This window comes from Streptomyces sp. NPDC047315 (genome assembly GCF_040643215.1).
Classification (GTDB): domain Bacteria; phylum Actinomycetota; class Actinomycetes; order Streptomycetales; family Streptomycetaceae; genus Streptomyces.
This window is the reverse complement of the sequence record NZ_JBEYTZ010000003.1, coordinates 13531-39366: the sequence shown is the minus strand read 5'-3', so window position 1 is coordinate 39366 and position 25836 is coordinate 13531. Positions and strand designations below refer to the sequence as shown.

Below are 25836 nucleotides of genomic sequence, written 5' to 3'. Positions count from 1 at the left end.
TCCGTGTCCGGGGGCGGGCTGGCGCGGCGCGGTCGTCACTGGAAGCCCTTCTTGACGTGGGAGAGGTACGCGGCGCCCCGCAGGGCCCGCTTGCACCGGGGGCAGTACTCCGCCCATTCGTCGAAGCCGAGGTCCAGGTCCCGCATGGTGCCCCGGAGGTTGTCGACGTACGGAGCGGTGCCGATGGTCTCGCCGCAGCGCCGGCAGGCGAGGGCCGGTCCGTCCTGACGGGCGGTGTAGGTGAACAGCTGAGTTCCCACGGCGGCGGGCCGCTGGACGATGTGGAAGAACTTGCCGAAGGGGAGGTAGACGAGCGTGAAGACCACGGCCGCCATGTGCAGGATCGCCAGGAACTCATAGCCCCCGCCGTGCAGGAACAGGGACGAGAAGGTGAGGAGGAGGCCCGTCACGGAGATCACGATCAGGGCGATCAGCGGGATCAGGTCGTAGCCGAAGCGCTGGCCGGTGGTGGCGCCGCGGTCCTTGAGCCGGCGCCACAGGAAGTACGAGGCGCCGGGGATGACCAGTACTGCGGCGAGGTCGAGGCCGTGGAACATCACCCAGCCCACGGCGTCCAGGGCGTCGAAGCCGAGGACCTTGATGCCCCAGATCCGCATCTCGTAGCCGGGGCCAGAGCCGGTGCCGGCGGTGAAGGTGAACCAGCCCCAGGTCAGCGGGAAGGTGATCAGCGCCGCGAGCACGCACCCCCAGAAGATCAGTTGGTGTGCCGCCCAGCGGGCCCGGGAGCGGGCGCCGAGGAACTTCTGGAAGCCGAGGTAGGTGGCGGCCATCCGCGGCAGCGCGGTGGGGGCGCGGCGGGCGTTGCGGAGCGAGAAGAAGCTGCGCCAGCCCTTCCGCAGCAGCCTGCGGGCGCCCGGCGAGGAGACCCAGACGGTGTAGCGGTAGGCGACGCCGAAGGCGAGGAAGACGGTGGCGACCGCATAGGGGAGGAGGGCGGAGTCGAAGTCGCGCAGCATCCGGCTGCCGAACACGATGGCCAGCACCAGCAGGGCGGAGACGGCGGCGCCGACCAGTGAGGCGCGGGCCTGCACCGAGCCCCCGGCGCGCCCGCCGACCTTCGGCTCCGGCACGGGCGGCACGACCCCCGCGTCGACCGGCGGGCCTGGCGGGTCCGATGGATCTGGTGGGACCGACGGGTTCGGTGGGTCTGGGGGGACGGTTGCTGCGCCCGTTCCGTACGCCGTGGCTCCGCCCGCCGGAGGAGACGACGGCGGGGGGCCGGGGGCGGCGGTCCCGTCCGGGCGCGGCTCGGGTGGTGGCGGCCCGTCCGGGCGCGGCGGTGGCTCGGTCACGCGGCCACCGTAGGCAGGGCGTGCCACGTGCGCCTTTCGTGGCGGCGAGGCATCAGGCGGTGGGGTGACGGCTTAGCCCAGTCGGCCCGCGGCGCGGCGGCGGGGCGGGTCGTGCGGCGGCCGGCCGGCGTATGACGAGCCGTATGACGACCTCAGCCACGACCGGCGGCGGCCCCCGGCCGGTGCGCCGCATGCTGCCGCGCCGCGCCGACGAGGAGCACCGGGCGGCCACCCCGCTGGAGCTCTTCTTCGACCTGTGCTTCGTCGTCGCGGTCGCCCAGGCCGGGGTGCAGCTCGTCCACGCGGTCGCCGAAGGACACCCGGGAGAGGGGGTGACGGGGTACGCGTTCGTCTTCTTCGGGGTGTGGTGGGCCTGGATGAATTTCACCTGGTTCGCCTCGGCTTACGACTGTGATGACGTTCCGTACCGGATTGCGACGCTGGTGCAGATCGCCGGGGTGCTGGTGTACGCGGCGGGGGTGCCCCGGGCGTTCGAGGCGAACGACTGGGGCATCGCCGTCGCCGGGTACCTGATCATGCGGCTGGCGCTGACCACCCAGTGGCTGCGGGCCGCCGCGTCGGAGACGGGCGAGGGGCGCCGTACGGCGCTGACGTACGCCGTCGGGATCGTGCTGTGCCAGTTGGCGTGGGTGGCGTTGCTGTTCGCGCCGCAGGGCGACAAGCGGTGGCTGTTCCTGATCGTCATCGCCGCCGAGTTGGCGGTCCCGCCGATCGCGGAGCGGCACCACCAGACGGCGTGGCACCCGCACCACATCGTGGAGCGGTACGGCCTGTTCACGCTGATCGTGCTCGGCGAGACGATGTCGGCCAGCACCATCGCCGTCCAGTCCGCCCTCGACGAGCACGAGGCCGTCAGCGAACTGCTGCCCATCGCGGCCGGCGGGCTGTTGATCATCTTCTCGGCGTGGTGGATCTACTTCGCCGTCCCCGCGCACGAACGGCTGACGTCCAACCGCCGTGCCCTGCCGTGGGGGTACGGGCACGTCCTGGTCTTCGGTTCGGCGGCGGCCATCGGCGCGGGGATGGAGGTGGCGGTCGAGCACGCGGTGGGCGTCGCGCACATCTCGGCGCTCGCGGCGGCGGCAGCGGTCACCGTGCCCACGGCCGTCTTCCTGCTGACCGTCTGGTTCCTGCACTCCCGCCACTTCAAGCAGGGTGCGGCGCAGCAGTTGACCCTGCCGGCGGCGGGGGTGGCCGTCCTCGGCTGCACGTTCGCCGCGGGCTGGGCCGTGCTCGCCAGCGGGCTGGTCTCGGCGGCGACGGTCGCGGTCGGGGTGGCGCTCGCGGATCGGGAGGCCCGCCGCGCCGCCCTGGCGGCGACCACGGGGCCGCGTGGTACCCAGGAGTCATGACGTACGAGGGCACGGCAGACACGGCAGGTACGACAAGTACGGCGAGTTCGGCGACGGGCGGGCACGACGGCCTGACGGACGTGGCGGGGCTGCGGGTGGGGCACGCGCGCGTACCGGGCGAGCGGGCGCTGAGCGGAACGACCGTGGTCCTCGCTCCCGAGGGCGGCGCCGTGGCCGCCGTGGACGTGCGCGGCGGCGGGCCGGGCACCCGGGAGACCGATGCGCTCGACCCGCGGAACTTGGTGCAGCGCGTCGAGGCGATCGTGTTGACCGGCGGCAGCGCGTACGGGCTGGACGCCGCCGGCGGCGTGATGGCGTGGCTGGAGGAGCAGGGGCGCGGGGTGCCGGTGGCACCGGGCCGCGTCGTGCCCGTCGTCCCCGCCGCCTGCGTGTTCGACCTCGGCCGCGGCGGTGACTGGAGCGCGCGTCCGGACGCCGCCACCGGCCGGGCCGCGGTGGGCGACGCCGCCGCTTCGGCGTACGGCGCCCCCGTCCCGCAGGGCGGCGTGGGCGCCGGCACGGGCGCGGTGGTGGGCGCGTTGAAGGGCGGCGTCGGCACGGCGAGCACGGTCCTTGAGGGGATCGGCGCGGACGGCGGGGACGTCACCGTCGCCGCGCTCGTCGTCGCCAACGCGGCGGGCTCGGTGCTCGATCCGACGACGGGCGTGCTGTACGGGCACCTCTTCCACCCCGAAGAAGGCGGGCCGGCGGGCTCCGGCGCGCCGGGCCGGGTGCGCTACCCCGACCCGGCCGTGCACGCGCGGGCGCAGCAGCGGCTGGAGCGGGCGCGGGAGGCCAGCGGCCCGCCGCCGTTGAACACCACCCTCGCCGTCGTGGCGACCGACGCCGACCTGACCAAGGCGCAGGCGCAGAAGCTCGCGGGCACGGCGCACGACGGCATCGCGCGCGCCGTCCGCCCCGTCCACCTGCTCAACGACGGCGACACCGTCTTCACCCTCGCCACCGGCGCGGTGCCGCTGCCCGCCGCCCACCCCTTCGCCCTGAACGACGTGCTGGCCGCCGGCGCGGACGTGGTCTCGCGCGCCATCGTCAAGGCGGTGCTCGCCGCGGCGTCCGTAACCGGTCCAGGCGGTGATTACCCGGCGTACCGAGAGCTGTACGACATCAAGTGACGCATCGGGCGCCCATCTTGGGAATCGGCGGGGAACTCCGCAAAGACTTCTTGCGTTTTTCTTAACGCCGGACACGGTGTCGGACCCAGGGGCTACTTTTAGCAATCAACGAGTCACTTGTGGCGACGGCCAGGAGACCCATCTTGAACGATCCGTATGAGACCACCGAGACACATCTCTCGCGACTCTTGGGTCGGGCGCTCAACTCCTTCGACCTGCCCGATGCCACCGTCGAGAGACTGGGCTCGGCGTTGGCGCACGCGAGTTCGCTGCACTCCTCGCACCACAGCGCACAGCTCGACCGCGCCACGTACCGCCATGCGTATCTGCTGAGCGACGGCAGCTCCGTCGTCCTGTGGGAGCTCGTCCACAACTCCGGCCCCGACGGCGCCGAACAGCACGAGGTGTACGCGGACGAGTCCGAGGTCCGGCTGGCGGCGTCCCGACTGCCCGCGGGCTTCCCGGGCTTCGGCGACACGAGCGGGTACGCCACGACGGACGGCCCGTGGGAGCACCAGGGCCGCACGCCCCCGGCCGACGCGGCGCCGGGCCGTTCCGGGACCGCTCGGGAAGGGGACGGCGCCGGCAGCGCCGACGGTGCTGCGGACCCGGCCGACCGGGGCGCCCTCGGCCCCGCCGACGTGGGGTCGCACTCCCCTGCCGCGCCCGTGGCGCCCTTCGCCCCCTCTGAGTACCCCGCCTCCCCCGCGACCCACATGGAGGCGGACGCCGAGTTGTTGGCCCGGCTGATCGCCGCGCCGCCGGCTCCGCTCCCCCGGATGTACGTCCCGGACAATTCCGCCGACCACGCCCGTCGCGTGCTGCGCCGCGCGGAGAACGGCGACCGTCCCGGCACCCGCACCGCCGATCTGCTGCGCACCGCCTTCGCCCACCACATCACGCAGGTCTTCGGCCGGCACTGCCGCGTCGGCGAGCGCGAAGCCGGCTTCACCCTCTACGAGCACGCGTTCCTGCTGCTCGACGGCGCGGAGATCTCCCTGTGGGAGGTCGAGCACACGGCGACGCCCGACGGCCGCCACATGTGCGAGGTGTACGAGTCGGAGAGCGCGGCGCGGGAGGCGATGGAGGCGCGCGGACGGGGCCGTTCCGTCCCACGGGCCGGCCTCTGACGTACTGATGCGCGTCGCGCGGCGCAGGTTCGCGTTGCGCGCACGCGTACCGCTGCACGTACGCGGGCCCCGGGTGCAGCCCCGGGACCCGCGTACGACACACAGCAGTGAAGAACGACCTCAGCGCGCCAACGTGACTTCCTGCGCGGCTGCCTGCACCTCTTCCTGCCTCTCTTCCTGCACCTCTTCCTGCGCCTGCTTCTGCTTCTCCACAGGCACTTCTACCTGCGACGTTCCCGAGTCCGCCGTCTCGGTCGGCGCGCCCTCCAGGTGCTGCCGCGGCCGGGCCGGCAGCGCGAACATCACCAGGAAGATGACGGCGAGGACGGCGACGACGTACCAGAGGGAGTTGCGGAAGGCGTCGGTGAAGGCCGGGCCGACCTCGCTCGCGGCGAGCCGTTCCTCGTCCATCGTGCCGAAGAAGACCACGGACACCAGCGCAAGACCCAGCGCCGTACCCATCTGTTGCACGGTGGTGATCAGTCCGGACGCCGAACCCGCGTGCTCGCGCGGCACCCCGGAGAGCACCGCGTCCGTCAGCGGCGCCACGATCAGCCCCATGCCCACGCCCATCACGGCCAGCGGCCCCGCCATCTGCCAGGGCTCGATCCCGGTGCCGTAGTGCCCGGCCGCCCAGATGTAGAGCAGCAGTCCGGCGATCATCGCCAGCGCACCGGCCTGGAGGACCTTGCGGCCGAACAGCGGCACCAGCTTCTGCACGGAGACGCCGGCCGCGAACGAGACGGCGATCGAGAACGGCACCCCCGTCAGCCCGGCGCGCAGCGGGCCCCAGCCGAGGCCCATCTGCATGTAGAGCGTCCAGACCAGGAAGAAGACGCCCAGCGCGACCCCGAAGACCAGTTGCACCGCGATGCCGGCGGCGAAGGACTTCACCGAGAACAGGGACAGCTCGATCAGCGGGGAGCCGTCCTTGCGGGCCTTGTACCGCTCGTACGCGACGAGCGCGCCGAACACGACGAGGCTGCCGGCCATGCACACGTAGCCCCACACGGGCCAGTCGAGCTCCCGGCCCCGCGTCAGCGGATAGACCAGCATCAGCATCGCGCCGGTGACGAGGACGACGCCGACCAGGTCGAGCCGGAGCGCCTTGGGGGCGCGGGACTCGGTGATGTACTTGCGGCCCAGGATCAGCCCCGCGATGCCCACCGGAAGGTTGATCAGGAAGATCGGCCGCCATTCGAGCCCGAAGAGGTTCCACTCCGTCAGCAGGGCCCCCACCAGCGGGCCGGAGACGGCGCCGAGTCCGACGACGGCACCGAAGAGGCCGAAGACCTTGCCGCGTTCGTGCGCCGGGAAGGTGGCGTGCACGATCGCCAGCACCTGGGGCACCATCAGCGCGGCCGTCGCGCCCTGGATCAGTCGGGACGCGACCAGCATCTCCGGGCTGGCGGCGAAGCCGCACAGCGCGGAGGCGACCGTGAAGCCGCCGATGCCGATGAGGAAGAGCCGCTTGCGGCCGTAGATGTCGCCGAGCCTGCCGCCGGTGATCAGGCCGGCGGCGAAGGCGAGCGCATAGCCCGCGGTGATCCACTGGATGGAGCCGAAGGAGGCGTCCAGGGTCCGTTCGATGCTGGGGATGGCGATGTTGACGATCGTGACGTCGACCAGGTCCATGAAGGCGGCGGTCATCACGATCGCCAGGGCGATCCAGCGGCGTCGGTCGGATTGCTCTGCTGTGGCGGCTGCTGGTGCTGTTCCTGACATCGGTGCTGGCGCTGGTGCTGGTGCGTTCCCCGTGGCTGTGGCGGACGACACGGATTGCTGTGAGGTCATGAGCCGAACGTTAGGTTTCGTATAGGTCAGAACACGGCCTAGTTGCCCGTCATCCTGGAGGCATGACGGACACTCCGGCACGACTCCTGAATCTGCTCTCCCTGCTCCAGACTCCGCGCGAGTGGCCGGGCAGCGAGCTGGCCGAGCGCCTGAACGTCAGCCCGCGCACCATCCGCCGGGACATCGACCGGCTGCGTGACCTGGGCTATCCGGTCGAGGCGAGCCGCGGCGCGGTCGGCGGCTACCGCCTGGTCGCCGGCAGCGCGATGCCCCCGCTCCTCCTGGACGACGAGGAGGCCGTGGCCATCGCGGTCGGCCTGCGCGCCGGGGCGGGGCACGCCATCGAAGGCATGGAGGAGGCTTCCGTACGGGCCCTGGCGAAGCTGGAACAGGTGCTGCCGTCCCGGCTGCGGCACCGGGTGACCACCTTGCAGGCCGCGACCATCCCGCTGGCCAGGGGTGACGGCGCGAGCATCGATCCGCGCACGCTCACCGCGATCGCGGGCGCCGCGAGCGGACGGGAGCGGCTGCGCTTCGGCTACCGCGCCGGCGACGGCACCGAGACGAACCGTCTCGTGGAGCCGCACCGGCTGGTGTCGACGGGCTGGCGCTGGTACCTGGTGGCCTACGACCTGGAGCGGGAGGACTGGCGGACGTTCCGGGTGGACCGGGTGTCCGAGCCGTTCGCGACCGGGGCGCGCTTCACGCCGAGGGAGTTGGCGGCGGACAGCGGCGCGGAGTTGCTGAAGTCGACGATGTCGCGTGCGGGCAACCAGGAGTACGACGTCGACGTGGACTTCGCGGCGCCCGCCTCCTTCGTGGCGGCGCGGCTGCCCTCGTACCTCGGCACGCCGGTCGCCACCGGTGACGACAGTTGCCGGCTGCGCACCCGCTCGCAGGACTCCGTCGAGTGGCTGGCGCTGCGGCTGGCGCTGGTGGACTGCGAGTTCACCGTGCGCGGACCGGGCGCCCTCGTCTCGTACGTCAGCGAACTCGGCGCCCGGCTGGCCCGCTCTGTGCCGCCCCCGACCTGATGCCCCCTTCAGTAACGGTCGCGAGTAGCAGCGGTACAGCGGTTAGCGCTAAGGAATGATCTCCGCTGCCGGGGGCGGCCCGGCCAGAACGGGCGCACGCTGGAGGTGTGGCTGAGGACCGGAACGCCGAGCTTGCCGCTCTCGCCCGCCAGGCCGTGGCAGCCGCGGGCGGCCTGCGGCTGCTGGTCGAGCGGATGGGCGATCTCGGCTGGCGGATGCAGGACTACCGCGACGAGGACCTGCTGAACGTCGCCTCCGCCCTGCGCGGCACCGCGATCCTGATCGCCCTCGACACCGAGGACATGGACCTGCACGAGGAAGTCACCGGGCGCCGGGTGCACGAGGTGCACGATGTCGCCGAGTGGCTCCGAGAGCACGGCGAAGGCGACGGCCGGCCGTTACCCTGCCGACCCGGGCCGGTTGTCCCGGCCGCCGGGGATGACCCGCAGGACGGGGCCGGCGGGGGCGAACTCGCCGAGGTCGAGAGCGGCGTCGCGTCCGCCCGCGCGGGACGCCGGGCCCCCACCCCCACCCCGGGCGGCAGCGGCGCGAGGTCCTGGGACACCCTTCCGTCCCAGCTGTGATTCACGTCACTGCCGGCGGCTCGGTGCAGCACCCGGCCCCGTTCCGCCGTCATGGGGGCAGTGATCGGGACGGGACGAGGAGAGGAGGTCGGCGGGTGAGGTTTCGCAGGAGCGGTCCGGGCAACGGATTCACGGAGTTCGTCGCACAGCGGTCGGGAGCGTTGTTCCGCACCGCGTATGCGCTGACCGGTGACGTGCACGTGGCCGAGGATCTGGTGCAGGAGGCGCTGGAGCGGGCATGCCGACACTGGCGGAAGGTCGAGGTGGCGGACTCGCCGGAGGCGTACGTGCGCAAAGTGCTGGTCAACCTTGCCAACGACCGCTGGCGGCGGCTGTCGCGCCTGGGCGAGCGCCCCGGGCTGTCGGGGGTGCCCGAGACGGCCGACCCCCGGGACCGGTTCGGGCAGGTGGATCTGCGCGCGGAACTGATCGAGGCACTGCTCGGGCTGCCGATGGGCATGCGCAGCGTGGTGGTCCTGTACTACCTGCACGATCTGGACGCCCGACAGATCGCCGGCGTCCTGGACATCTCTTCGAGTGCGGTGAGGTCCCAGCTCGCCCGCGGCCTGGCCAAGCTGCGCGATTCCGTATCGGGTGCCCAGGCGCCGCACACCCCGTCGGCCGCTTTCGGAGGTACGAAGTGAGGAACACGTCGTCCGGACCCGCCCCGTTCGAGCCGGACCTCGAAGCCGAGCTGCGTGCCGCGGTGGCCGCCTTCGCCGACGGGCCGACGGCGCCGGTCGTCGACGCGGCTGCGATCGAGCGAGTCGTCAGCCGCAGCCGCACCCGCCGGGCGCTCCTCGGCACCGCTGCGGCGTGCTGCGTGCTGGCGGGCGCCACGGTGGGGTTCTTCGCGCTGAAGCCCGTGCCGCCCGCGCCCGGCGCCTCCCCGTCCCTGTCCCCGCCGGCGAACGGGGCGTGCACCCCGCTCGCCACCGGCACCCCCAAGAGCGGAAGCGCCGATGCGACTCCGACACAGGAGCAGGAGCAGACCGCGGGAGCGGGCATCGCGCTGCCGGACCTGGCCGGCATGCCGGTCGAACAGGCCGGAAGCCTGCTGCGCGGACTCGGACTGAGCTGCACGATCATGCGGCACACGGACTGGAACGCTCCCGCCGGGCAGGTGATCAGCAGTGACCCCCGGGGCGGCGCAGAACCGGTGGCACCGGGCTCGTCCGTCCTCCTGCTGGTCTCGACGGGCAAACCCGGCAGAACCTGAGCGACCGGGCCCTTCGGCCCGCGCACCGGCTCAACGACGCCCCAGCCCGCCCGTTCCTCGCGGTTGGGCCGCCGGAGCTACTCGTCGTCCTGGTCGTCGTCGTCCACCGCGTCCGGGTCGCGCAGCGGACGCAGAGCGCCTTCGGGCTGGGAGGGGGTGAAGGCGTACCGGCCCAGGACGTTCAGGTGGCCGGCCTTGAGCGGGGACAGGCGGGCGACGTCCTCGTCCAGGACGTCGTGCTCGCGCTGGTCGGCGGGCAGCGCCCGCAGCTGCTCGACGGCGGCGTCGAGGTAGCGGGTGTTCCACAGCACCACGGCATTGAGGACCAGTCCGAGGCTGGCCAACTGGTCCTCCTGGCCGTCCTTGTAGGCCTGCTGGATGTGGCCGCGCTTGCCGTGGCAGATCGCGCGGGCCAGGGTGTGGCGGGACTCCTGCACGGTGAGCTGGCGGTTCATCCGGCGCCGGTAGGTGTCGTCCACCGGGTCGACCAGGTCGAAGAGGTGGAAGGTCTTCTCGATCCGGCCGTACTCGGCGAACGCCTGCCCCAGCGGGGTGGGGTGGCCTTCGCGGCCGAACATCCGCAGCAGGTCGTAGGCGCGGACCTGGTTGGTGATCAGCGACCCGGCCACCCGCAGCATGTCGGGCCACTGCTCGCGGATCTTCTTGAGGTTCACCTTGTTGCGGGCGATGGCCTCCAGCGGCCCGTAGCCGCTGGCCGGTTGCTCGCCGGGGATGTCGGCGCGCCAGAACCGCTGGTCGGCCAGGTCGCGGAAGCGCGGCGCGAAGCGGAAGCCGAGCATCTTGAAGATCCCGAAGACCATGTCGGAGTACGAGGCGTTGTCGGTCGCCACCATCTCCGGGCGCACCCCGCCGTCCAGGTTCAGCAGGGTGTCCAGGATGAACAGGGAGTCGCGCGGGGTGCCGGGTCGATGCGCGGCAGCATCGCCAGCGTGGTCTTGCGCAGCCAGTTCAGCGACCGGCTCTCGCCGAGCGCGCCGAGCTTGTCCACGCTCAGCCGGGCTCGCCCGCCCTCCGGCGGCACCACGATCTCCACCTTCGCCGCCGGGCCCGCCTCCTCCAGCCGGGCCGCCATCTGCCGCCACGCCGTGTCCAGCCCGCAGGTCAGCCCGTCCAGGTGCTCGTCCACCGGCTCGGTCAGGCTCAGGCCGGCCAGCACGTCCTCGCGCACCGCCCCCCCACCGGGCGCCGTCCAGCAGCCGCGCCCGAGGGTCGGACCAGCGGTTCGACGGCGCGGCGAAGACGTCGCGCCGGGTCAGCGCGCGGTGCAGCTGCTCCAGCACGCACACCACGTAGGCGTCACGGTCGACCGCGCCCTCGGGCGGCGCGGTGTTGGAGTACACCGCCTTGCGCCAGGCCGGCGGCACCAGCTCGGCGTCGATCTCCTTGGGCAGCAGCGGGCGCTGGGCCACCTTGCGCCGGGCCAGCACCGGCAGCCGCCGCACCGCCTTCAGCACGCGGCGCCCGCCCTGCGCGGCCCCGAGCGCGTCGCTGTCGCCCAGCAGCGCGAGGAACGGGCGCACCGTGTTGTACCGGCCGGTCAGCTGCTGGCGCAGCGCGATCTCCGCCGAGTCGTCGTCCTCGGGCACCAGCTGCTCGACCACCCGCACCGCGCTGTTCACCGCGGCCCGCGAGACGACCTCCTCCAGTGCCCGCCGCAGCGCCGCCACATCCAGATCCGCCTCGACCTCGTCGGTCAGCTCCAGCTCGCGGATCAGCACCCGGGCCGCCTTCGCCACCGTGCGCGACGCCTTCTCCAGGTGCGGCAACATCACCAGCCGCTCCCGGTCGGAGACCCGCCGGGCCGGGTTGATCAGCCGGGTGGCCATCAGCAGCGCGAACAGGTCCAGCGCGTCGTCGATCGCCGCCGCCTCCAGGCTGCGGACCACCGCGGTCAGCAGCGCGGTGCGCTTCGGCTCCGCCGACCGCTCCAGCATCTGGGCCTTCGAGGCGAGCCCGTACCGGGCCAGGGTGGTCAGCCGGTTCACCGGCACCCGGGTCAGGTTCACCCGGCCCAGCTGGAACGCCGAGATCTCGTTCACCCGGTCCAGCGCCCGCGCCATCGCGGTGCCGGTCGTGCGGGTCGGCGGCCGGCGCAGCCGCTCCAGCTCGCAGACCCGGGCGCCGTCAGGCACCTCCAGCAGCCGCACCAGCTCCCCCGGCAGCGCGGCGTCCGCGCGGTGCGCGGCCCGGGCCACCGTGGCGTGCAGCCGCTTCTCCGCCACCGCCCGCACCTCCGACACCTGCCGGGCCAGCACCGAGACGCCCGGCAGCAGCACCCGGTGCCGGCGCAGCCACGCCACCGCGTGGTCGAACAGCGCCACCGGCCCCTCGGCGTGCGTCCAGGCCCGGCCATGCAGGAAGGTGCGGAACCGCCGGCCCCACCCCGCGTCCTCGAAGTCCCGGTAGCCGTAGTCGTCCCGGATCTCCCAGGCGTGCTCGTACGGCGTCATCTGCCGCTCGGTGTACCGCTTCACGCACGAGGCGTCCTCGACGCCCAGCTGCTCGGCCAGGTAGTCCACCACCGCCCACGGCACGTCCAGCGGGTCCGCCAGGAACAGCCCCACGTACCGGACGGTGCAGATCTGCAGGGCGAAGCCGAGGCGGTTGTGGTCCCCGCGCCGTTTCGCGATCAGCAGGCGGTCCTCGTCATCGAGGAAGAAGAATCGCTCCAGCTCAGGGTGGGTCGGCACCTCATTGAAGGAGCCGTAGGACGCGGCCTGATCATCAGTTAAGAACTCAACCGGCACGGGCCGGAGGGTAGCCGGGCCGCCGCTGGCTCAGTTAGCCGTCACTCGAACCCCTGCGCGGAAGATCCCTTCCGTGATATCGGGCCCCCGAGCGTGATCACCCTCAGCCCAAACACGGCCGCTGACCTGCCCCGGAGGCTTGGCGCTAACCGCTGTACCGCTGCTACTCACGACCGAGTAAGACCAGGACGGGATCCCACAGGTCCAAGACGGGACCGGGAAAAGGAAGGACCCCGAGGCCGGGGGGGGGTGGGCCTCGGGGTCCGCTCGGGGTGGACGCTCCTTGACGGAGGCGCCCAGGGGGCTCACGCGGCTTCGTCGAAGCCGGTGTCCCTCGCCATCCGCTTCAGCTCCAGCAGCGCGTGCTTCTCGATCTGCCGGATCCGCTCGCGGGTCAGTCCGTGCTCCTTGCCGACCTCGGTGAGCGTGCGCTCACGGCCGTCCACGATGCCGTACCGCATGCGGATGATGGACGCGGTGCGCTGGTCGAGCTGGCCGATCAGATCGTCCAGGCCCTCACTGCGCAGCAGCGTCAGCACGGACTGCTCGGGGGAGACCGCGGAGGTGTCCTCCAGGAGGTCGCCGAACTGGGTCTCGCCGGCGTCGTCCACCGCCATGTTCAAGCTGACGGGGTCACGGGCCCAGTCGAGCACGTCGGTCACGCGCGCGGGGGTGGAGCCCAGCTCCTGCGCGATCTCGACGGCCTCGGGCTCGCGGCCCTTCTCCCGGTTGAACTCGCGCTGGACGCGGCGGATCCGCCCCAGCTCCTCCACCAGGTGGACGGGGAGCCGGATGGTGCGGGACTGGTCGGCGATGGAGCGGGTGATGGCCTGCCGGATCCACCACGTCGCGTACGTCGAGAACTTGAATCCCTTGGCGTAGTCGAACTTCTCCACCGCGCGGACCAGGCCGGCATTGCCTTCCTGGATCAGGTCGAGCAGCGGCAGTCCGCTGCGCGGATAGCGGCGGGCGACGGCCACCACCAATCGGAGGTTGGACCTGATGAAGACGTCCTTCGCCCGCTCGCCGTCGGCGGCCAGCGCCTCCAGCTCCTCGCGCGCGGCGCCCCCGGCTTCGCTCTCCACGTCGCCGTCGAGGATCTGCCGGGCGTACACCCCCGCCTCGATCGTCTGTGACAGCTCCACTTCCTTGGCGGCATCCAGCAGCGGCGTACGCGCGATCTCGTCGAGGTACATGCCGACCAGGTCGCGGTCGGCGATCTCCCCGCCCACGGCGCGAACACTGCTGGCCCGGTCGGTGGTCCCCTGCTTATCGGACTGGCGACGGGCGACGGCACGGGTGGCCATGCGAGCTCCCTTGCTGAGTAGGTCGCGACACCCTTCCGGGTGCCCTGCATCCGATGGAAACAACGATTGCAATCCGGACAGAATTCCCATGCCGCGCGACATTTTTTATGATCTTGCAGTACCCTGTCCGGCCACACGAGGAGGATGGATGGGTCAGTCGACCGGGGAACGTACAGAAGTGCTGGTCAGCCCTGGGGTCGAGGCCGATCTTGCGGACCTGACCGAGCTCTACAACCACTACGTCGTCGAGACGCCGATCACCTTCGACACCGAGCCCTTCACCCCCGAGCAGCGACTTCCGTGGCTGCTCTCCCACCCTGAAGACGGCCCGCACCGCCTTCTGGTTGCTCGGGACGCAACGCGGACGCTGCTCGGATACGTGACGAGCAGCGCACTGCGCCCCAAGGCGGCGTACTCGACCTCCGTCGAGGTCAGCATCTACTGCGCGCCCGAAGCGGCCGGCCGCGGCGTCGGCACGGCGCTGTACACGGCGCTCTTCAAGGCGCTGGAAAAGGAAGACGTGCACCGGGCGTACGCGGGGATCACCCAGCCGAACGACGCGTCCGTGCGGCTGCACGCCCGCTTCGGCTTCCGCCCGATCGGGACGTACGGGGAGGTGGGGCGGAAGTTCGACCGGTACTGGGACATCACCTGGTACGAGAAGCAGCTCGACAACGACACCGGCGATAGCGGCGGCGGCGCGTAACGACGGGCCCGCGCCCTCATGACGGGCGCGCGCCCCCGCCTCACCACAGGCGCGCCCCCGCCTGCTCAGCCGCACCACCCGACCGTTCAGCCGAACTGCACCGAGCGCTTCGCCAGCCCCATCCAGAAGCCGTCGATCACGCTGCGCCCGCGCTCCAGCTCGCCCTCGGACGCACCGAGAGTGACGAAGAGGGGTGCGAAGTGCTCGGTGCGCGGGTGGGCGAGCTGCCCGGCGGGGGCCTTGTGCTCGAAGTCCAGCAGCGCGTCCACGTCGGCCGCGGCGAGCGCCCGCCGCCCCCAGTCGTCGAACTCGACGGACCAGCCGGGGACCCCGTCGTGCCGCAGCGCGGCGAGGTTGTGGGTGAAGAACCCGCTGCCCACGATCAGCACGCCCTCGTCGCGCAGCGGCGCGAGCCTGCGGCCGACCTCCAGCAGCTTCTGCGGTTCGAGGGTCGGCAGCGAGATCTGGAGCACCGGGACGTCGGCGTCCGGGTACATCTCCACCAGCGGTACGTACGCGCCGTGGTCGAGGCCGCGGTCCGGCACGTCCTGCACCGGCGTGCCGGCGCGGCGCAGCAGCTTGCGCACGGAGTCGGCGAGCTCGGGCGCGCCGGGCGCCGCGTACCGGACCGCGTAGTAACGCTGCGGAAACCCCCAGAAGTCATAGACGAGGGGAACGGTCCGGGTCGCTCCGAGCGCGAGCGGCGCCTCTTCCCAGTGGGCGGAGACCACGAGGACCGCCTTGGGGCGGGGCAGGTCGCCGGCCCAGGAGGCGAGCTGGCCGGGCCAGAGCGGATCGTCGGCGAGCGGGGGCGCACCGTGGGAGAGGTAGACGGCGGGCATGCGCTCCGTCGAGGGCGTTCCCGAAGGGGACGCGGCGGGGGCGGTGGTCATGGGAACTCCGATCCGGGACAGATCCCTTCGCTTGAATCTTCAAGCTCACTCTCGAACCCTAGCCCGATTTAATTTAACTTTCAAGAAAAGGACGTACAGTGGAAGCATGAACACGGCATCCACGGCAGCGTCCGGCAAAGGCGCCGGCGACGGACTCGAACCGCGTTGGCTCAGCGACCACGAGCAGCGCGTATGGCGCTGGTACCTCCACGCCACCAGGCTCTTCGACGACCACCTCGATCGCCAACTGCAACGCGACGCCGGGATGCCGCACATCTACTACGGCCTGCTGGTCCAGCTCTCCCAGGCCCCGCACCGCCGCAAGCGGATGACCCAGCTGGCCATCGACGCCAAGATCACCCGCTCTCGGCTCTCGCACGCCGTGGCGCGGCTGGAGCACTACGGCTGGGTGCGCCGCGAGGACTGCCCCTCCGACAAGCGGGGCCAGAACGCCGTACTGACGGACGCGGGCTACGACGTCCTGCGCGGCGCCGCGCCCGGGCACGTCGAGGCGGTGCGCCAGGCCGTGTTCGACCGGCTCACGCCGGAGCAGGTGGACCAGCTCGGGGCGATCATGCGGACGATCGCGGAGGGGCTGCAGCCGCAGGACTCCGGAGCCGACCTGCCCTGGCTGCGCTGAAGGGGCCTTGCCGGATCGATCCGGCAAGGCCCCTTCACACCACGACGGTCAGTGCACCACGACGGTCAGTGCACCACCAGGATCAGTGCATCACGACGGGGACCCTCGCCTCCGCCCCGGCGTCCGCGCCGTCGCCCGAAGCGGCACCCGGCGCGCCCGGCCCGGGACGCCCCGCGTTGATCATGAAGATCGCGATCGCCGCGGAGACGACCAGGATGCCGACGGCCCACCAGATCGCCGACGTGAAGCCGTGCACCATGCCCTGGAGCTCCAGGAGCTGCGGGTTCGTCGCGCCCGCCGCCCGGTCGGCGATGAACGAGGTGGTTGCCGAGGAGGCGATGGTGTTCAGCAGGGCCGTACCGATCGCACCGCCGACCTGCTGCGAGGTGTTGACCATCGCGGAGGCCACGCCCGCGTCCGTCGGCTCCACGCCGGTCGTGGCCAGCGCCATCGCCGGCATGAACGCCGTGCCCATGCCGAGGCCCAGCAGCAGCTGCGCCGGCAGGATCAGGGTGGTGAACGAGCTGTCGACGTCGAGCTGCGTCAGCATCAGCATGCCGAGCGCCGCCGCCAGGAACCCGGGGCCCATGAGCATCCGGGCCGGGACCCGGGTCATCAGTCGGGTGCCGATCTGGGTCGAGCCCACGATCATGCCGATGACCATCGGCATGAAGGCGAAACCGGTCTTGACCGGCGAGTACCCCTTCACGAGCTGGAGGTAGAAGGTCAGGAAGAGGAACAGGCCGAACATGCCGATGACGGCGAGGCCGAGGGAGAGGTACACACCGCCGCGGTTGCGCTCGGTGAGCACGCGCAGCGGCAACAGCGGCGCCTTCACCTTGGCCTCGGTGACCACGAAGGCGGCCAGCAGCACGACGGCGGCGACGAACATGCCGATCGTCAGGCCGTCCGACCAGCCGGAGTGCTCGGCGCGCGCGAAGCCGTACACCAGGGCCACCAGGCCGAGGGTGGACAGGACGACGCCGGGGAAGTCGAGCGCGGAGCGGTTGCGGGCGGCGTCGGACTCGCGGATCACCAGGTAGGCGCCGACGGCCGCGACGATCGCGAAGGGGATGTTGACGTAGAACGTCCAGCGCCAGTTCAGGTACTCGGTGAGGAAGCCGCCGAGCAGCAGGCCGACGGCGCCGCCGCCACCGGCGATCGCACCGTAGATGCCGAACGCCTTGGCCCGCTCCTTGACGTCGGTGAACATCACCGAGAGCAGCGAGAGCGCGGCGGGCGCGAGCAGCGCGCCGAAGACGCCCTGGAGGGCGCGGGCGCCCAGCATCATCGCCTCGTTCGTGGCGGCACCGCCGAGTGCGGAGGCCGCGGCGAAGCCGGCGAGGCCAATGACGAAGGCGCGCTTGCGGCCCCACATGTCGGCGACCCGGCCGCCGAAGAGGAGCAGTCCGCCGAAGGCGAGCGCGTAGGCCGTGATGACCCACTGGCGGTTGCCGTCGGATATGCCCAGGTCCTCCTGGGCGGTGGGCAGCGCGATGTTCACGATCGTCGCGTCCAGCACCACCATCAGCTGGGCGAGCGCGATGAAGATCAGCGCCTTCCAGCGCTGGGGATCAGGACGCGAAGCGTCCGGGAGGGCGTGGGATGTCTGTGCCATGGAAGGGTCCGCCTAGGGGTGCATCGAGCCGGTCCAGGGCCCGGTCAGGGCCAGGTTTTTGGGCGTGAGGGGGTAGGGAACCGGCGGCTCACAGTGGTACGAGACGGCCTGAGGGGCCTGGTCGAGCTGGCTCGGCCGTCCCTGCGGTCGCTTCGTCGGTGACGTACGGACGGTCAGCGAATCGTCGTCAGCCGTACTCCGCCGTCAGTGCTCCGGAGGTTCTCTGGGTGCTTCCGGGGTCTCTGGTCTTCAGTCTGTGGTCTTTGGTTCTGGTCTCTGGGGTGGGTCGGTGGCTCAGTGGTTGCGCAGGTCCTCCAGGGTGATCGCCCGCCCCGACAGCTCGGAGCGCGCGGGCGCTTCGAGACCGTCCAGGAACAGCTGGAGATGGCGGTGGACGAAACGGTCGTTGTCGACGCAGACCGTGCCCGGCAGGGGGCGGGTGAGCAGCGACACGACGACCATCAGGTCCCCCACGCCCACGTCCGCCCGCATCCGGCCCGCCGCCTGGGCCCGCTCGATCAGCGCCTCCACGGCGCCTTCGAGCTTGGTCCGTCGGCTCACGAGGTCCGGGTGCTCCCGGTCGAAGGTGGCGGAGACGACCGGACACAGCGCCCCCGTGCGCTCCTCGGCCGCCCGGTGCGCGAAGCGGCGCACGGCGTCGAAGGGGTCCGCCTCCTCGGCCTGGGCCCGCTCCGCCTGCTCGTACATCCGGTCCAGGACGAAGACGACCACTTCGTGGAGGAGGTCGGCGCGGTCGGGGAAGTGGCGGTACAGCGTGGCGTTGCCGACGCCGGCGCGGCGCGCGATCTCGTCGAGCGGTACGTCGGGTCCGTACGCCACGACCAGTTCGCGGGCGGCCCGGATGATCCGCTCGCGGTTGCGCAGGGCGTCGGCGCGGGGGCGCGGGGTGCGTCGACCGACGGCGTGCGCGCACTCCGTGACGCCGGAGCCTTCGACGCCCGCCCTTTCAGCACTCGGCGCGCCGGCGATGCCCGCCTGGACGACGCCCGGCTCCCGAGCGCCCGCCGCGGCGATGTCCGCCCCGACGGCGTCCGCGGCGGCGACGCCCGTACCGACGGCCCTGGCGGCTGGGATCACGGCCCCGCTCCCTCCTCCGTACGTTCTCTGTCATGTCCGTCACAAAGCGGGGAATCCATCCCCACTTCGCGGAACACAGGTGCAAACGGGGAGTCGCCCCCCGCTTATTTCCCCGATCTAACGTGACGTGTGCCACACCCGTACGGACTTCTCTCCGTGTCCACCGCGTCACACGAACGGCCCCGCTCCGCGCGCGCCCCGACCCCGCCCACCAGAGGCTGAACGCACACGGAGCAGTCGGAATCCGGCCGGCTGCCGACCTCAGCCGAAGGCGGTTGCATGCTGCACGCGCGCCACCGGGCACGCCGGTCACAGCGGTCCCACCGGATACGCCGGGCCGATCGGATAGCCGGCGCCCCGGGCATCTTCCGCGCCACGTTCGACCGCGGGCGCGGGACGCACCTCGCACCCAGCACCGACGGCGAGCACCAGGGGCACCAGGGACACCAGAGGCACCGCCGCACCCGCCGCATCGGCAGCCTGGCCGCCCTCGCCGCCGTCTCCCTCGCCGCGCTCACCACCGCGAGCAGCACCCTCACCCTCCCCACCCGGGCGTCCACCGGCCCCGCCGCCGGCACCCCCGACGCGACCGGCCTCGGCCCCTGCCGCCTCCCCGCCCCGCTCGGCGTCCAGATGTCCGAGGGCCTGCCGACCCCGCCCGGCTACTCCCCCTCCACCGGCGAGGTCCGCGCCCTCAACCTGCTGATCGACTTCCCCGACGCGGTCGGCCCGGGCGAAGCCGCGGACCGGCTCGGGGAGTTCTTCCCGCAGACCGCCGAATGGTTCCGGACCAGTTCGTACGGCCGGCTCGACTACCTCGCGAAGACCCCGGTGAAGGGCTGGCTGCGGATGCCGATGCCGTTCACCTCGTACGGCATAGAGCGCGGCGCACCGTACGACCCGGCCTACCGCAAGCTGGTCGAGGACGTGGTGACGGTCGCCGATCCGAAGGTCGACTTCAGCGAGTACGACCTGGTCAACATATTGGTGACGCCCAACGCCGGCCCCTCGGCGCTGGACACCGTGCTCTCCGTGACCTTCTCCGGCAACACCGACGCACCCGTCGCCGACGGCGTGCCGCTCGCCAACGCGTCCTTCGTCTACAGCCGCCAGGACGACGGGTCCGGCTCGTACGCCGAGACCGGATACCGGGTCCTGCCGCACGAGAACGGCCACGTGTTCGGCCTGCCCGACCTCTACACCGCGGACGGCGGGGCCGAGGTCGGCCACTGGGACATCATGTCCGAGGACTGGGGGGCCAACAACGACATGCTCGGCTGGCACAAGTGGAAGCTCGGCTGGCTCGACCCCGAACAGATCCACTGCGCATCGGCCTCCGGCAGCGCCGAGTACGCCCTCACCCCGCTCGCCACGGCCGGCGGCGCGAAGATGACGTTCGTACCGGTCTCCGCCGACACCGGTTACGCCGTCGAGGTGCGCACCCGGGCGGGCAACGACGAGGCCGTGTGCCGCCCCGGCGTCCTCATCTACCGGGTGCGGTCGAACGTCGACACCGGCAACGGCCCGGTGAAGGTCTCCGACAGCAGCGCGGACAGCGGCGGCTGCACCCGGCGCCCCAACGTGCACGCCGAACTCTCGGACGCGCCGTACCGGCCGGGGCAGAAGTTCACGGACGAGGCGAACGGGGTGGAGATCGCGGTGGTGTCGGAGGAGCAGGACGTCTACACGGTGCGGATCACCCGCTCGTGACCTGCCGGTGGACCTGCTGCTGGACCTGCTACGGGACCTGCTGCTGGACGCTTCCTCGCAGCTCCCGCTTGAGGATCTTCCCGGTGGAGCTGCGGGGCACCTCCCCGAAGACGACGTGCGCGGGCACCTTGAACGCGGCGAGCCTGCCCCGTACGTGCTCCCGCAGCTCCTCCCCGTCCACCACGGCCCCGGCCCTCACCTGCACCACCGCCGCGACCTCCTCCCCCAGCACGGGGTGCGGTACGCCGACGACCGCGGCGTCGGCGACCGCCGGGTGCTCGTGGAGCACGGCCTCGACCTCGACGCCGTACACGTTCTCCCCGCCCCTGATCACCACGTCCTTGATCCGGTCGACGATCCGGATCCGCCCGTCCACCTCGACGGCGAGGTCCCCGGTGCGCAGCCACCCGTCCGGGGTGAAGGCGGCGGCGGTCGCCTCCGCGTCCCGCCAGTAACCGCGTACGAGCGACTGCCCGCGCAACAACAGCTCACCGCCCTCGTCGATCCGCACCTCGACGGCGGGCGCGGGCAGCCCCACGGCCAGCGGGTCGGCGCGGTAGGCGGCCCCGAAGTTCGCCAGTACGCCGCCGGAGGTCTCGGTCAGTCCGTATCCCGTACGCGGTTCGATCCGCGTCCCGTACCGCGCGGTCAGTCGCGCCACCAGCTCGGGCGGCGCCGCGGCACCACCGGTGCTGAGGTTGGTCAACGACGCGAGCTCGCTGCCGGCGCGCCCGGCCGCGTCCAGGAGCTCCAGCGCGGTCGTCGGCACCCCGGAGAAGTGAGTGGCCCGGTGCTCGTCGATCAGCCGCACCGCCTGCGCCGCGTCCCACTTGCGCATCAGTACGAGCGTGCCGCCTGCGGCCATCACCGGGTACATGGTGGTGAAGGCGGCGATGTGGAAGAGGGGAAACGTCATCAGCGCAACGGGCGCGGGCCCGACCCCCGGCACCCCACCGCGCGCCAACGCGGCGGCAGCGGCCTGGTACCTCGCGTGCACCGCCGCCCCCACCTGCGCGAACTGCGTGGCCACGGCTCCCTTGGGCCGGCCCGACGTACCCGACGTATAGATGATGGTGGCGTCGTCCTCGGCCCGTACCTCCACGGCGGGCGGCGCCCCGTACGGATCGGGCGCGTCCCAGTCCTCGTACCGCTCGATCCCGACTTCTTCGGCGCCCCCGTGAAACACCACCACACGCGCCCCATGGGCCCCGGCCCACCCCCGCACCCGCCCCAGCCGCTCCCCGTCGACGAGCAGCACGGCGGGCCCGCAGTCGTCGAGCGCGTACGCCAGCTCCCCCTCGGTCCACCAACCATTCAGCGGCACGGCCACGAGCCCCGCGAGCTGCACCCCCCAGAAGCCGACCACCCACTCCGGACAATTCCGCATGACGATCCCGACGCGCTCACCGGGCCGCACCCCGTACTCGTCGACGAGGCGCCGCGCTAGCGCACTGGCAGCGGCGAAGAACTCCCGGTACGTGTACGTCCCCCGCTCCCCCACGAGGAAGACCCGGTCCCCGTACGCCCAGGTGGCCTCCACGAACTCCACGAGCGTCCGCACCCCACCGACATAGGCCAGCCCCCCGTCTTCCCCCCGCCCCACCTCAAACGGCGCCCCGCCCCTGGTCAACCCATCCCCCACGACACACCCCTCCCACCAGCACCGACCCTCACCAGCCGGCGACGCTAGGACCCCCCGCCCCCACCGTCAAGACACCCTGCCGGGCCGCAACGGCGGACCCTGATCAACTGCCTCTGCCCGGCGGTGCCCACCCGCTACACTGTGCGGCAGTACCACGCCTTCGCCTTCGTAGCTCAGGGGATAGAGCACCGCTCTCCTAAAGCGGGTGTCGCAGGTTCGAATCCTGCCGGGGGCACCAGCGCAAAGGCCCCGGACCGATCATGGTCCGGGGCCTTTGCCTTCGCCCGTTGCACGCTCGCCCGAGTGCCGGTGTCGCAGACACCGAAGAGCGGGACGACGGCGCTTGGGTCAGGGGATTACTCGGATGACAAACGGTCGTCTGTGCAAGTGAGTTCTGCGGTGAAACGCGGCATGGTCCGCAGCAGCAGACGGCCCGGCGCAGGCGGGTTGCGGTCGCTTCGAACGGGCTCGAAAACTGGTGTCGTGTGGTGATCCACCTTGATACCGTCGCCGACGCGCGCAGGCGAGCGGCGGTTCCATGGGTGCCCCCTGCGTCGCCCGCCTTGGGGAGGGGCGCTTTCATGATTCGTACGCTCACCAGACGGACCACGCGCGGGCAACGCGCGCTCGGCCGTATCGCTCTCACCGTCACGCTGGCCGTGACCGTCGGAATGGGCACCGTTGCGGGGACGGCCGTCGCCGAGACCGGTGGCGCGTCCGCCGATCCCGTGGTCATCAGCCCGGGTGCGCGCTTCGTGCCCCGCGCCACCATCATCCTGAACGCCGGGGAGACCGGGTTCCTGACCGCTCAGGAAGGTGACGACCGGCTCCGTTGGATCGACTACGCCACCGGTGCGACGACCTTCCTCGACCAGCGGCTGCCCGAGCCGCTCGAATACGACGTGGACGGGTTCCGCTTCGCGAAGCACCCGTCGCACTTCGGCTACGGATCCGACACCGTCGCCGTCTACACGGACTCCCCGTCCCCGCGCGTGGTCCTCCAGCAGCGGGCCGGCGGTGGACCGACCGCCACGGTGCCGATTCCGGAGGGGCAGACGTACGTGGCGACCTACGGCGACACCGTCGTCACCCGGACCGGTACCGAGAAGGCCGTGACCAGCCTGCACCTCCTGCAGCTGAAGGACGGCGTGGTGCAGGACCGGCGGCTGGCGGGGCTGCCGGAGGGGTGGCCGCTCACCGTCAACGACGGTGACGCCCGGTCCATCGCCATCCGCGGCATCAAGTGGGAGGGCAGTTCGATGAAGCAGGGGTGGTGGGTCGTCGACCTCGCCACCGGCAGCGTGAAGGCGCTCGCCACGCAGGGCACTAGCGTTTCCTTCGACCGCGACACCATCCTCCACGTCTGGGCCCCCACCAACTATGCCGCGCATGTGTACCGCCGCGACGACCTGAACGCGGAGCCGACCACCGTCGACCTGCGGAACGTGGCCTGGTACGACAGCGTCGTACGACGTCTCGGCGACGGGTTCGCCGCCGTGCGCGAGGCCAGCCCCAGCAGCGACGGTGGGTACCGGGGCAACTGGCTCGCCCTGCACGACGCCGCGGGCAACCAGCAGACCCTGCTGCCCGTCGCCTCCTCCTCACTGCGCCGTACGCCCGACGGTTCCCTACTGGTGGCCGGTGCGGAGAAGGACGTCACCCTCGGCGCGCTCGACTGGGGGTACTACCTCCTCACGCCCGCCGCCAACGGCACCGTCACCCGCAAGCGCCTGGCGGACATCGCGGACCGGGAGGCCAAGCCGGCCGGCATCTCGCTGGGCAGCGGAATCCTCACCACGGCCGACGACTCGCTGCTCTACCAGCCCGCCACCAGCATCGGCGGCTACCGGAGCACCTGGCTGAAGACGTCCGGCCGTCCCGAAGAGTTGAACTCGACCGTCGATGACTACGTGCCCGGCCAGGACGCGGACTGCAGCTCCTCCGGCACGCACTGCGTGTCCATGTTCGCGAGCGGCGACGGGCACCACGGCCGCAAGGCGGCGTCCGTGAACGACACCACCATGCTCTACAGGAACGGCGTCAACCAGTGGGGTCCGAGGGTGACCTCCGGGCTCGGCAACCCCCAACTCGTCGATCTGTCCGGCCGGTACGGGGTGGTGAACCAGGCAGCGGGCGGCAAACAGGCCATCCTGCACTTCAAGGACGCCGACACCGGAAGCGTGCTCCTGAACCGGGAACCCGTCGCGGCCTCCGTGTGGGGCAACACGCTGTGGAGTGCACTCGGCCGGTGGAACGACTCCAGCCCGGGTGTGCTGACCTGGGTGGACTCGAAGAACCTCGCGACGGGCGCCACCGACGAGTCCTTCAACGCCGGCTGCGTCCCCAGTGACCTCCAGGCCGTGGGCCGTTGGGTGTACTGGCAGTGCATCGACTCCTTGAACACCTTCAAGGGCGCGGGCGTCTACGACCGGCAGGCCAAGCGTGCCCTCAAGCTCGGCCCCGGCGATGCGCTCCTCGGTGACGGATACCTGGTCCGCCGAACGGACGCGGCCGGTCTGACCCTCATCGACCTGCACGACGGGCTTCCCGCCAGCGGCCAGGAAGCCGACCTGCCCCAGCGAGTGGTGGCCACCTCCGCCGAGATCGGCGACCGGACCACTCGACGTTCCGGGTGGACCGTCGACCGCTTCGGCGGCCACGTCGCCTACACGGGCGCGGATCGCCGGGTGCGGATCGTCCCGTCCGGCGTTCCGGCCTCGCGGATCGCCGTCATCGACGCCGACACCCCGGCCGCGGACTTCAAGGTCGGCGCCTGGGCGCCTCGTTGGTGGCTTTCGAAGCCGGCTGCATCGTGGGTCCTGACGTTGAAGAGCAAGACCACCGGGGCGACGGTGAGGACGCTCTCCGGGGGCGAGGCCCGCGGACAGGTCGCGCCGTCGTGGGACGGCAAGGACGCCGCTGGGAAGCCCGTTTCGAACGGGGCCTACGACTGGATCCTCGCCGCGAAGCCCGCCGACGGCGTCCAGGCGGACCTCTCCCTCTCCGGAACGGTGTCGGTGACCGGCGGCACCGCCGTACGCCGCGACTACGTCGGCGACGGCGGCCACCCGGACCTCTACGCCCGCGGCGCCGACGGCTCCCTGCTCGTCTACCAGGGCAACGCCTCCGGCGTGGTGTCGGCGAAGGCCGACGGCGGCACCTGGCCCACCACCTCCACGCTCGTCCCCTTCGGCGACCTCGACGGCAACGGCGTCAACGACACGCTGGTCACCGACAAGGACGGCTTCCTCTATCGCTACGCCCCCGAGCGCGGCAAGGTCGTCACACCGAACGCCCCACGCACGAAGATCGGCAGTGGCTGGAAGACCCTCGACAGCCTGACCTACTCGGGCGACCTCACGGCCGACGGCATCCCGGACCTCGTGGCCCGACAGATCGCAACCGGTGACCTGTACCTGTACGCGGGGACCAGTTCGGGCGGCTTCACCGGTACCGGGCGGATCGGCACCGGATGGAAGAACCTGACGATCGTCGGCGCGGGCGACCTCAACGGCGACCGGCACGCCGACCTCCTCGCCCGCACCACGACCGGCGACCTCTACCGCTACTACGGCACAGGCAAAGGCACCGTCTCTTCAGGCGTGAAGATCGGCTCCAGATGGGGCGACATGGTCGACATCGTGGGCATCGGCGACCTCACCGGCGACGGCAAGGACGACATCGTGGGCCGGGCCACGACCGGCGACCTCTACCGCTACACCGGCAACGGCACCGGGGGCATCGGCTCCGGCGCCAACATCGGCACCGGGTGGAAGGGCTTCGCCAGCGTGCGCTAGAGCGCCACACGAGAGCAGTTCAGGAAGCCCTCCTGCCCGTCCGGGCGGGAGGGCTTCCTGCGTGCGCACACCCTCGG

18 protein-coding genes, 1 tRNA gene and 1 pseudogene are annotated in these 25836 nt (G+C 71.7%); 12 read left to right on the top strand and 8 right to left on the bottom strand.

Annotation, left to right across the window (positions count from 1 at the left end; all coding sequences use genetic code 11):
* Window positions 1-35: 35 nt before the first annotated feature.
* Window positions 36-977: an MFS transporter gene (locus tag ABZ842_RS03780; protein WP_361531790.1), complete on the bottom strand. Its 942-nt coding sequence runs from the start codon at window positions 975-977 to the stop codon at window positions 36-38.
* Window positions 978-1444: 467 nt separating this feature from the next.
* Here ABZ842_RS03780 and ABZ842_RS03775 point away from each other — a divergent pair, with 467 nt between their 5' ends.
* The 3 genes from ABZ842_RS03775 to ABZ842_RS03765 all read left to right on the top strand — a co-directional run bounded on the left by ABZ842_RS03775 (window position 1445) and on the right by ABZ842_RS03765 (window position 4949).
* Entirely contained in the window at window positions 1445-2686 is a 1242-nt protein-coding gene (locus tag ABZ842_RS03775) for a low temperature requirement protein A (RefSeq protein ID WP_361531056.1), read from the top strand.
* A complete protein-coding gene (locus ABZ842_RS03770; RefSeq protein WP_361531053.1) occupies window positions 2683-3819 on the top strand; it encodes a P1 family peptidase in 1137 nt (378 codons plus the stop codon). Before ABZ842_RS03775 ends, ABZ842_RS03770 begins: the two co-directional genes overlap by 4 nt.
* A gap of 143 nt (window positions 3820-3962) precedes the next feature.
* Window positions 3963-4949: a DUF6227 family protein gene (locus ABZ842_RS03765; protein ID WP_361531050.1), complete on the top strand. Its 987-nt coding sequence runs from the start codon at window positions 3963-3965 to the stop codon at window positions 4947-4949.
* A gap of 120 nt (window positions 4950-5069) precedes the next feature.
* On the opposite strand, the gene ABZ842_RS03760 is transcribed toward ABZ842_RS03765, so the two are convergent.
* Entirely contained in the window at window positions 5070-6674 is a 1605-nt protein-coding gene (locus ABZ842_RS03760) for an MFS transporter (protein WP_361531047.1), read from the bottom strand.
* 131 nt (window positions 6675-6805) lie between these two features.
* Between ABZ842_RS03760 and ABZ842_RS03755 the strand changes: the two genes are divergently transcribed.
* The 4 genes from ABZ842_RS03755 (at window position 6806) to ABZ842_RS03740 (ending at window position 9580) form a co-directional block, all read left to right on the top strand.
* Window positions 6806-7777 (top strand): transcriptional regulator, encoded by a 972-nt coding sequence (locus ABZ842_RS03755; protein ID WP_361531044.1) that lies wholly within the window; start codon window positions 6806-6808, stop codon window positions 7775-7777.
* A gap of 107 nt (window positions 7778-7884) precedes the next feature.
* Window positions 7885-8361, top strand: a complete 477-nt coding sequence (locus ABZ842_RS03750; RefSeq protein WP_361531041.1) for a hypothetical protein — start codon at window positions 7885-7887, stop codon at window positions 8359-8361.
* Window positions 8362-8456: 95 nt separating this feature from the next.
* Entirely contained in the window at window positions 8457-9005 is a 549-nt protein-coding gene (locus ABZ842_RS03745; RefSeq protein WP_361531038.1) for a SigE family RNA polymerase sigma factor, read from the top strand.
* Window positions 9002-9580: a PASTA domain-containing protein gene (locus ABZ842_RS03740; RefSeq protein ID WP_361531035.1), complete on the top strand. Its 579-nt coding sequence runs from the start codon at window positions 9002-9004 to the stop codon at window positions 9578-9580. Before ABZ842_RS03745 ends, ABZ842_RS03740 begins: the two co-directional genes overlap by 4 nt.
* 77 nt (window positions 9581-9657) lie before the next feature.
* Here ABZ842_RS03740 and ABZ842_RS03735 read toward each other — a convergent pair.
* Window positions 9658-12348, bottom strand: a pseudogene (locus ABZ842_RS03735) (Tn3 family transposase).
* 305 nt (window positions 12349-12653) lie between these two features.
* Window positions 12654-13655 carry a sigma-70 family RNA polymerase sigma factor gene (locus tag ABZ842_RS03730; protein ID WP_361531032.1) on the bottom strand — a complete coding sequence of 334 codons (1002 nt, stop codon included), beginning with the start codon at window positions 13653-13655 and terminating at the stop codon, window positions 12654-12656.
* 148 nt (window positions 13656-13803) lie between these two features.
* Between ABZ842_RS03730 and ABZ842_RS03725 the strand changes: the two genes are divergently transcribed.
* Window positions 13804-14361, top strand: coding sequence for an N-acetyltransferase family protein (locus tag ABZ842_RS03725; protein ID WP_361531029.1), 558 nt, complete (start codon window positions 13804-13806; stop codon window positions 14359-14361).
* 86 nt (window positions 14362-14447) lie between these two features.
* Here ABZ842_RS03725 and ABZ842_RS03720 read toward each other — a convergent pair whose 3' ends face one another.
* Window positions 14448-15203 (bottom strand): class III extradiol ring-cleavage dioxygenase, encoded by a 756-nt coding sequence (locus ABZ842_RS03720; protein WP_361531787.1) that lies wholly within the window; start codon window positions 15201-15203, stop codon window positions 14448-14450.
* A gap of 157 nt (window positions 15204-15360) precedes the next feature.
* On the opposite strand from ABZ842_RS03720, the gene ABZ842_RS03715 reads away from it, so the two are divergent.
* Entirely contained in the window at window positions 15361-15894 is a 534-nt protein-coding gene (locus ABZ842_RS03715) for a MarR family transcriptional regulator (protein ID WP_361531026.1), read from the top strand.
* Window positions 15895-15976: 82 nt separating this feature from the next.
* On the opposite strand, the gene ABZ842_RS03710 is transcribed toward ABZ842_RS03715, so the two are convergent.
* Both ABZ842_RS03710 and ABZ842_RS03705 read right to left on the bottom strand, forming a co-directional pair.
* Window positions 15977-17512 carry an MFS transporter gene (locus tag ABZ842_RS03710; RefSeq protein WP_361531023.1) on the bottom strand — a complete coding sequence of 512 codons (1536 nt, stop codon included), beginning with the start codon at window positions 17510-17512 and terminating at the stop codon, window positions 15977-15979.
* 294 nt (window positions 17513-17806) lie between these two features.
* On the bottom strand, window positions 17807-18397 hold the full coding sequence (locus tag ABZ842_RS03705) for a helix-turn-helix domain-containing protein (RefSeq protein WP_361531784.1): 591 nt from the start codon (window positions 18395-18397) through the stop codon (window positions 17807-17809).
* A 492-nt stretch (window positions 18398-18889) separates the two neighbouring features.
* Between ABZ842_RS03705 and ABZ842_RS03700 the strand changes: the two genes are divergently transcribed.
* Entirely contained in the window at window positions 18890-20320 is a 1431-nt protein-coding gene (locus ABZ842_RS03700) for a M6 family metalloprotease domain-containing protein (RefSeq protein ID WP_361531020.1), read from the top strand.
* A gap of 28 nt (window positions 20321-20348) precedes the next feature.
* Here ABZ842_RS03700 and ABZ842_RS03695 read toward each other — a convergent pair whose 3' ends face one another.
* Complete coding sequence (locus ABZ842_RS03695) at window positions 20349-21962, bottom strand: class I adenylate-forming enzyme family protein (RefSeq protein WP_361531017.1); 1614 nt, start codon at window positions 21960-21962, stop codon at window positions 20349-20351.
* Between the two features lie 162 nt (window positions 21963-22124).
* Between ABZ842_RS03695 and ABZ842_RS03690 the strand changes: the two genes are divergently transcribed.
* Both ABZ842_RS03690 and ABZ842_RS03685 read left to right on the top strand, forming a co-directional pair.
* Window positions 22125-22200 (top strand) — tRNA-Arg (locus ABZ842_RS03690).
* A 343-nt stretch (window positions 22201-22543) separates the two neighbouring features.
* On the top strand, window positions 22544-25759 hold the full coding sequence (locus tag ABZ842_RS03685; RefSeq protein ID WP_361531014.1) for an FG-GAP-like repeat-containing protein: 3216 nt from the start codon (window positions 22544-22546) through the stop codon (window positions 25757-25759).
* Window positions 25760-25836: the final 77 nt, after the last annotated feature.

What these genes read in the sequence shown, in the direction of transcription:
- ABZ842_RS03755 (WP_361531044.1), top strand. Translation starts at nt 6,806, where the DNA reads ATGACGGACACTCCGGCACGACTCCTGAATCTGCTCTCCCTGCTCCAG.
- ABZ842_RS03775 (WP_361531056.1), top strand. Translation starts at nt 1,445, where the DNA reads ATGACGAGCCGTATGACGACCTCAGCCACGACCGGCGGCGGCCCCCGG.
- ABZ842_RS03725 (WP_361531029.1), top strand. Translation starts at nt 13,804, where the DNA reads ATGGGTCAGTCGACCGGGGAACGTACAGAAGTGCTGGTCAGCCCTGGG.
- ABZ842_RS03685 (WP_361531014.1), top strand. Translation starts at nt 22,544, where the DNA reads ATGATTCGTACGCTCACCAGACGGACCACGCGCGGGCAACGCGCGCTC.
- ABZ842_RS03760 (WP_361531047.1), bottom strand. Translation starts at nt 6,674, where the DNA reads ATGTCAGGAACAGCACCAGCAGCCGCCACAGCAGAGCAATCCGACCGA.
- ABZ842_RS03720 (WP_361531787.1), bottom strand. Translation starts at nt 15,203, where the DNA reads ATGCCCGCCGTCTACCTCTCCCACGGTGCGCCCCCGCTCGCCGACGAT.
- ABZ842_RS03710 (WP_361531023.1), bottom strand. Translation starts at nt 17,512, where the DNA reads ATGGCACAGACATCCCACGCCCTCCCGGACGCTTCGCGTCCTGATCCC.
- ABZ842_RS03780 (WP_361531790.1), bottom strand. Translation starts at nt 977, where the DNA reads ATGCTGCGCGACTTCGACTCCGCCCTCCTCCCCTATGCGGTCGCCACC.
- ABZ842_RS03715 (WP_361531026.1), top strand. Translation starts at nt 15,361, where the DNA reads ATGAACACGGCATCCACGGCAGCGTCCGGCAAAGGCGCCGGCGACGGA.
- ABZ842_RS03770 (WP_361531053.1), top strand. Translation starts at nt 2,683, where the DNA reads ATGACGTACGAGGGCACGGCAGACACGGCAGGTACGACAAGTACGGCG.
- ABZ842_RS03730 (WP_361531032.1), bottom strand. Translation starts at nt 13,655, where the DNA reads ATGGCCACCCGTGCCGTCGCCCGTCGCCAGTCCGATAAGCAGGGGACC.
- ABZ842_RS03700 (WP_361531020.1), top strand. Translation starts at nt 18,890, where the DNA reads ATGCTGCACGCGCGCCACCGGGCACGCCGGTCACAGCGGTCCCACCGG.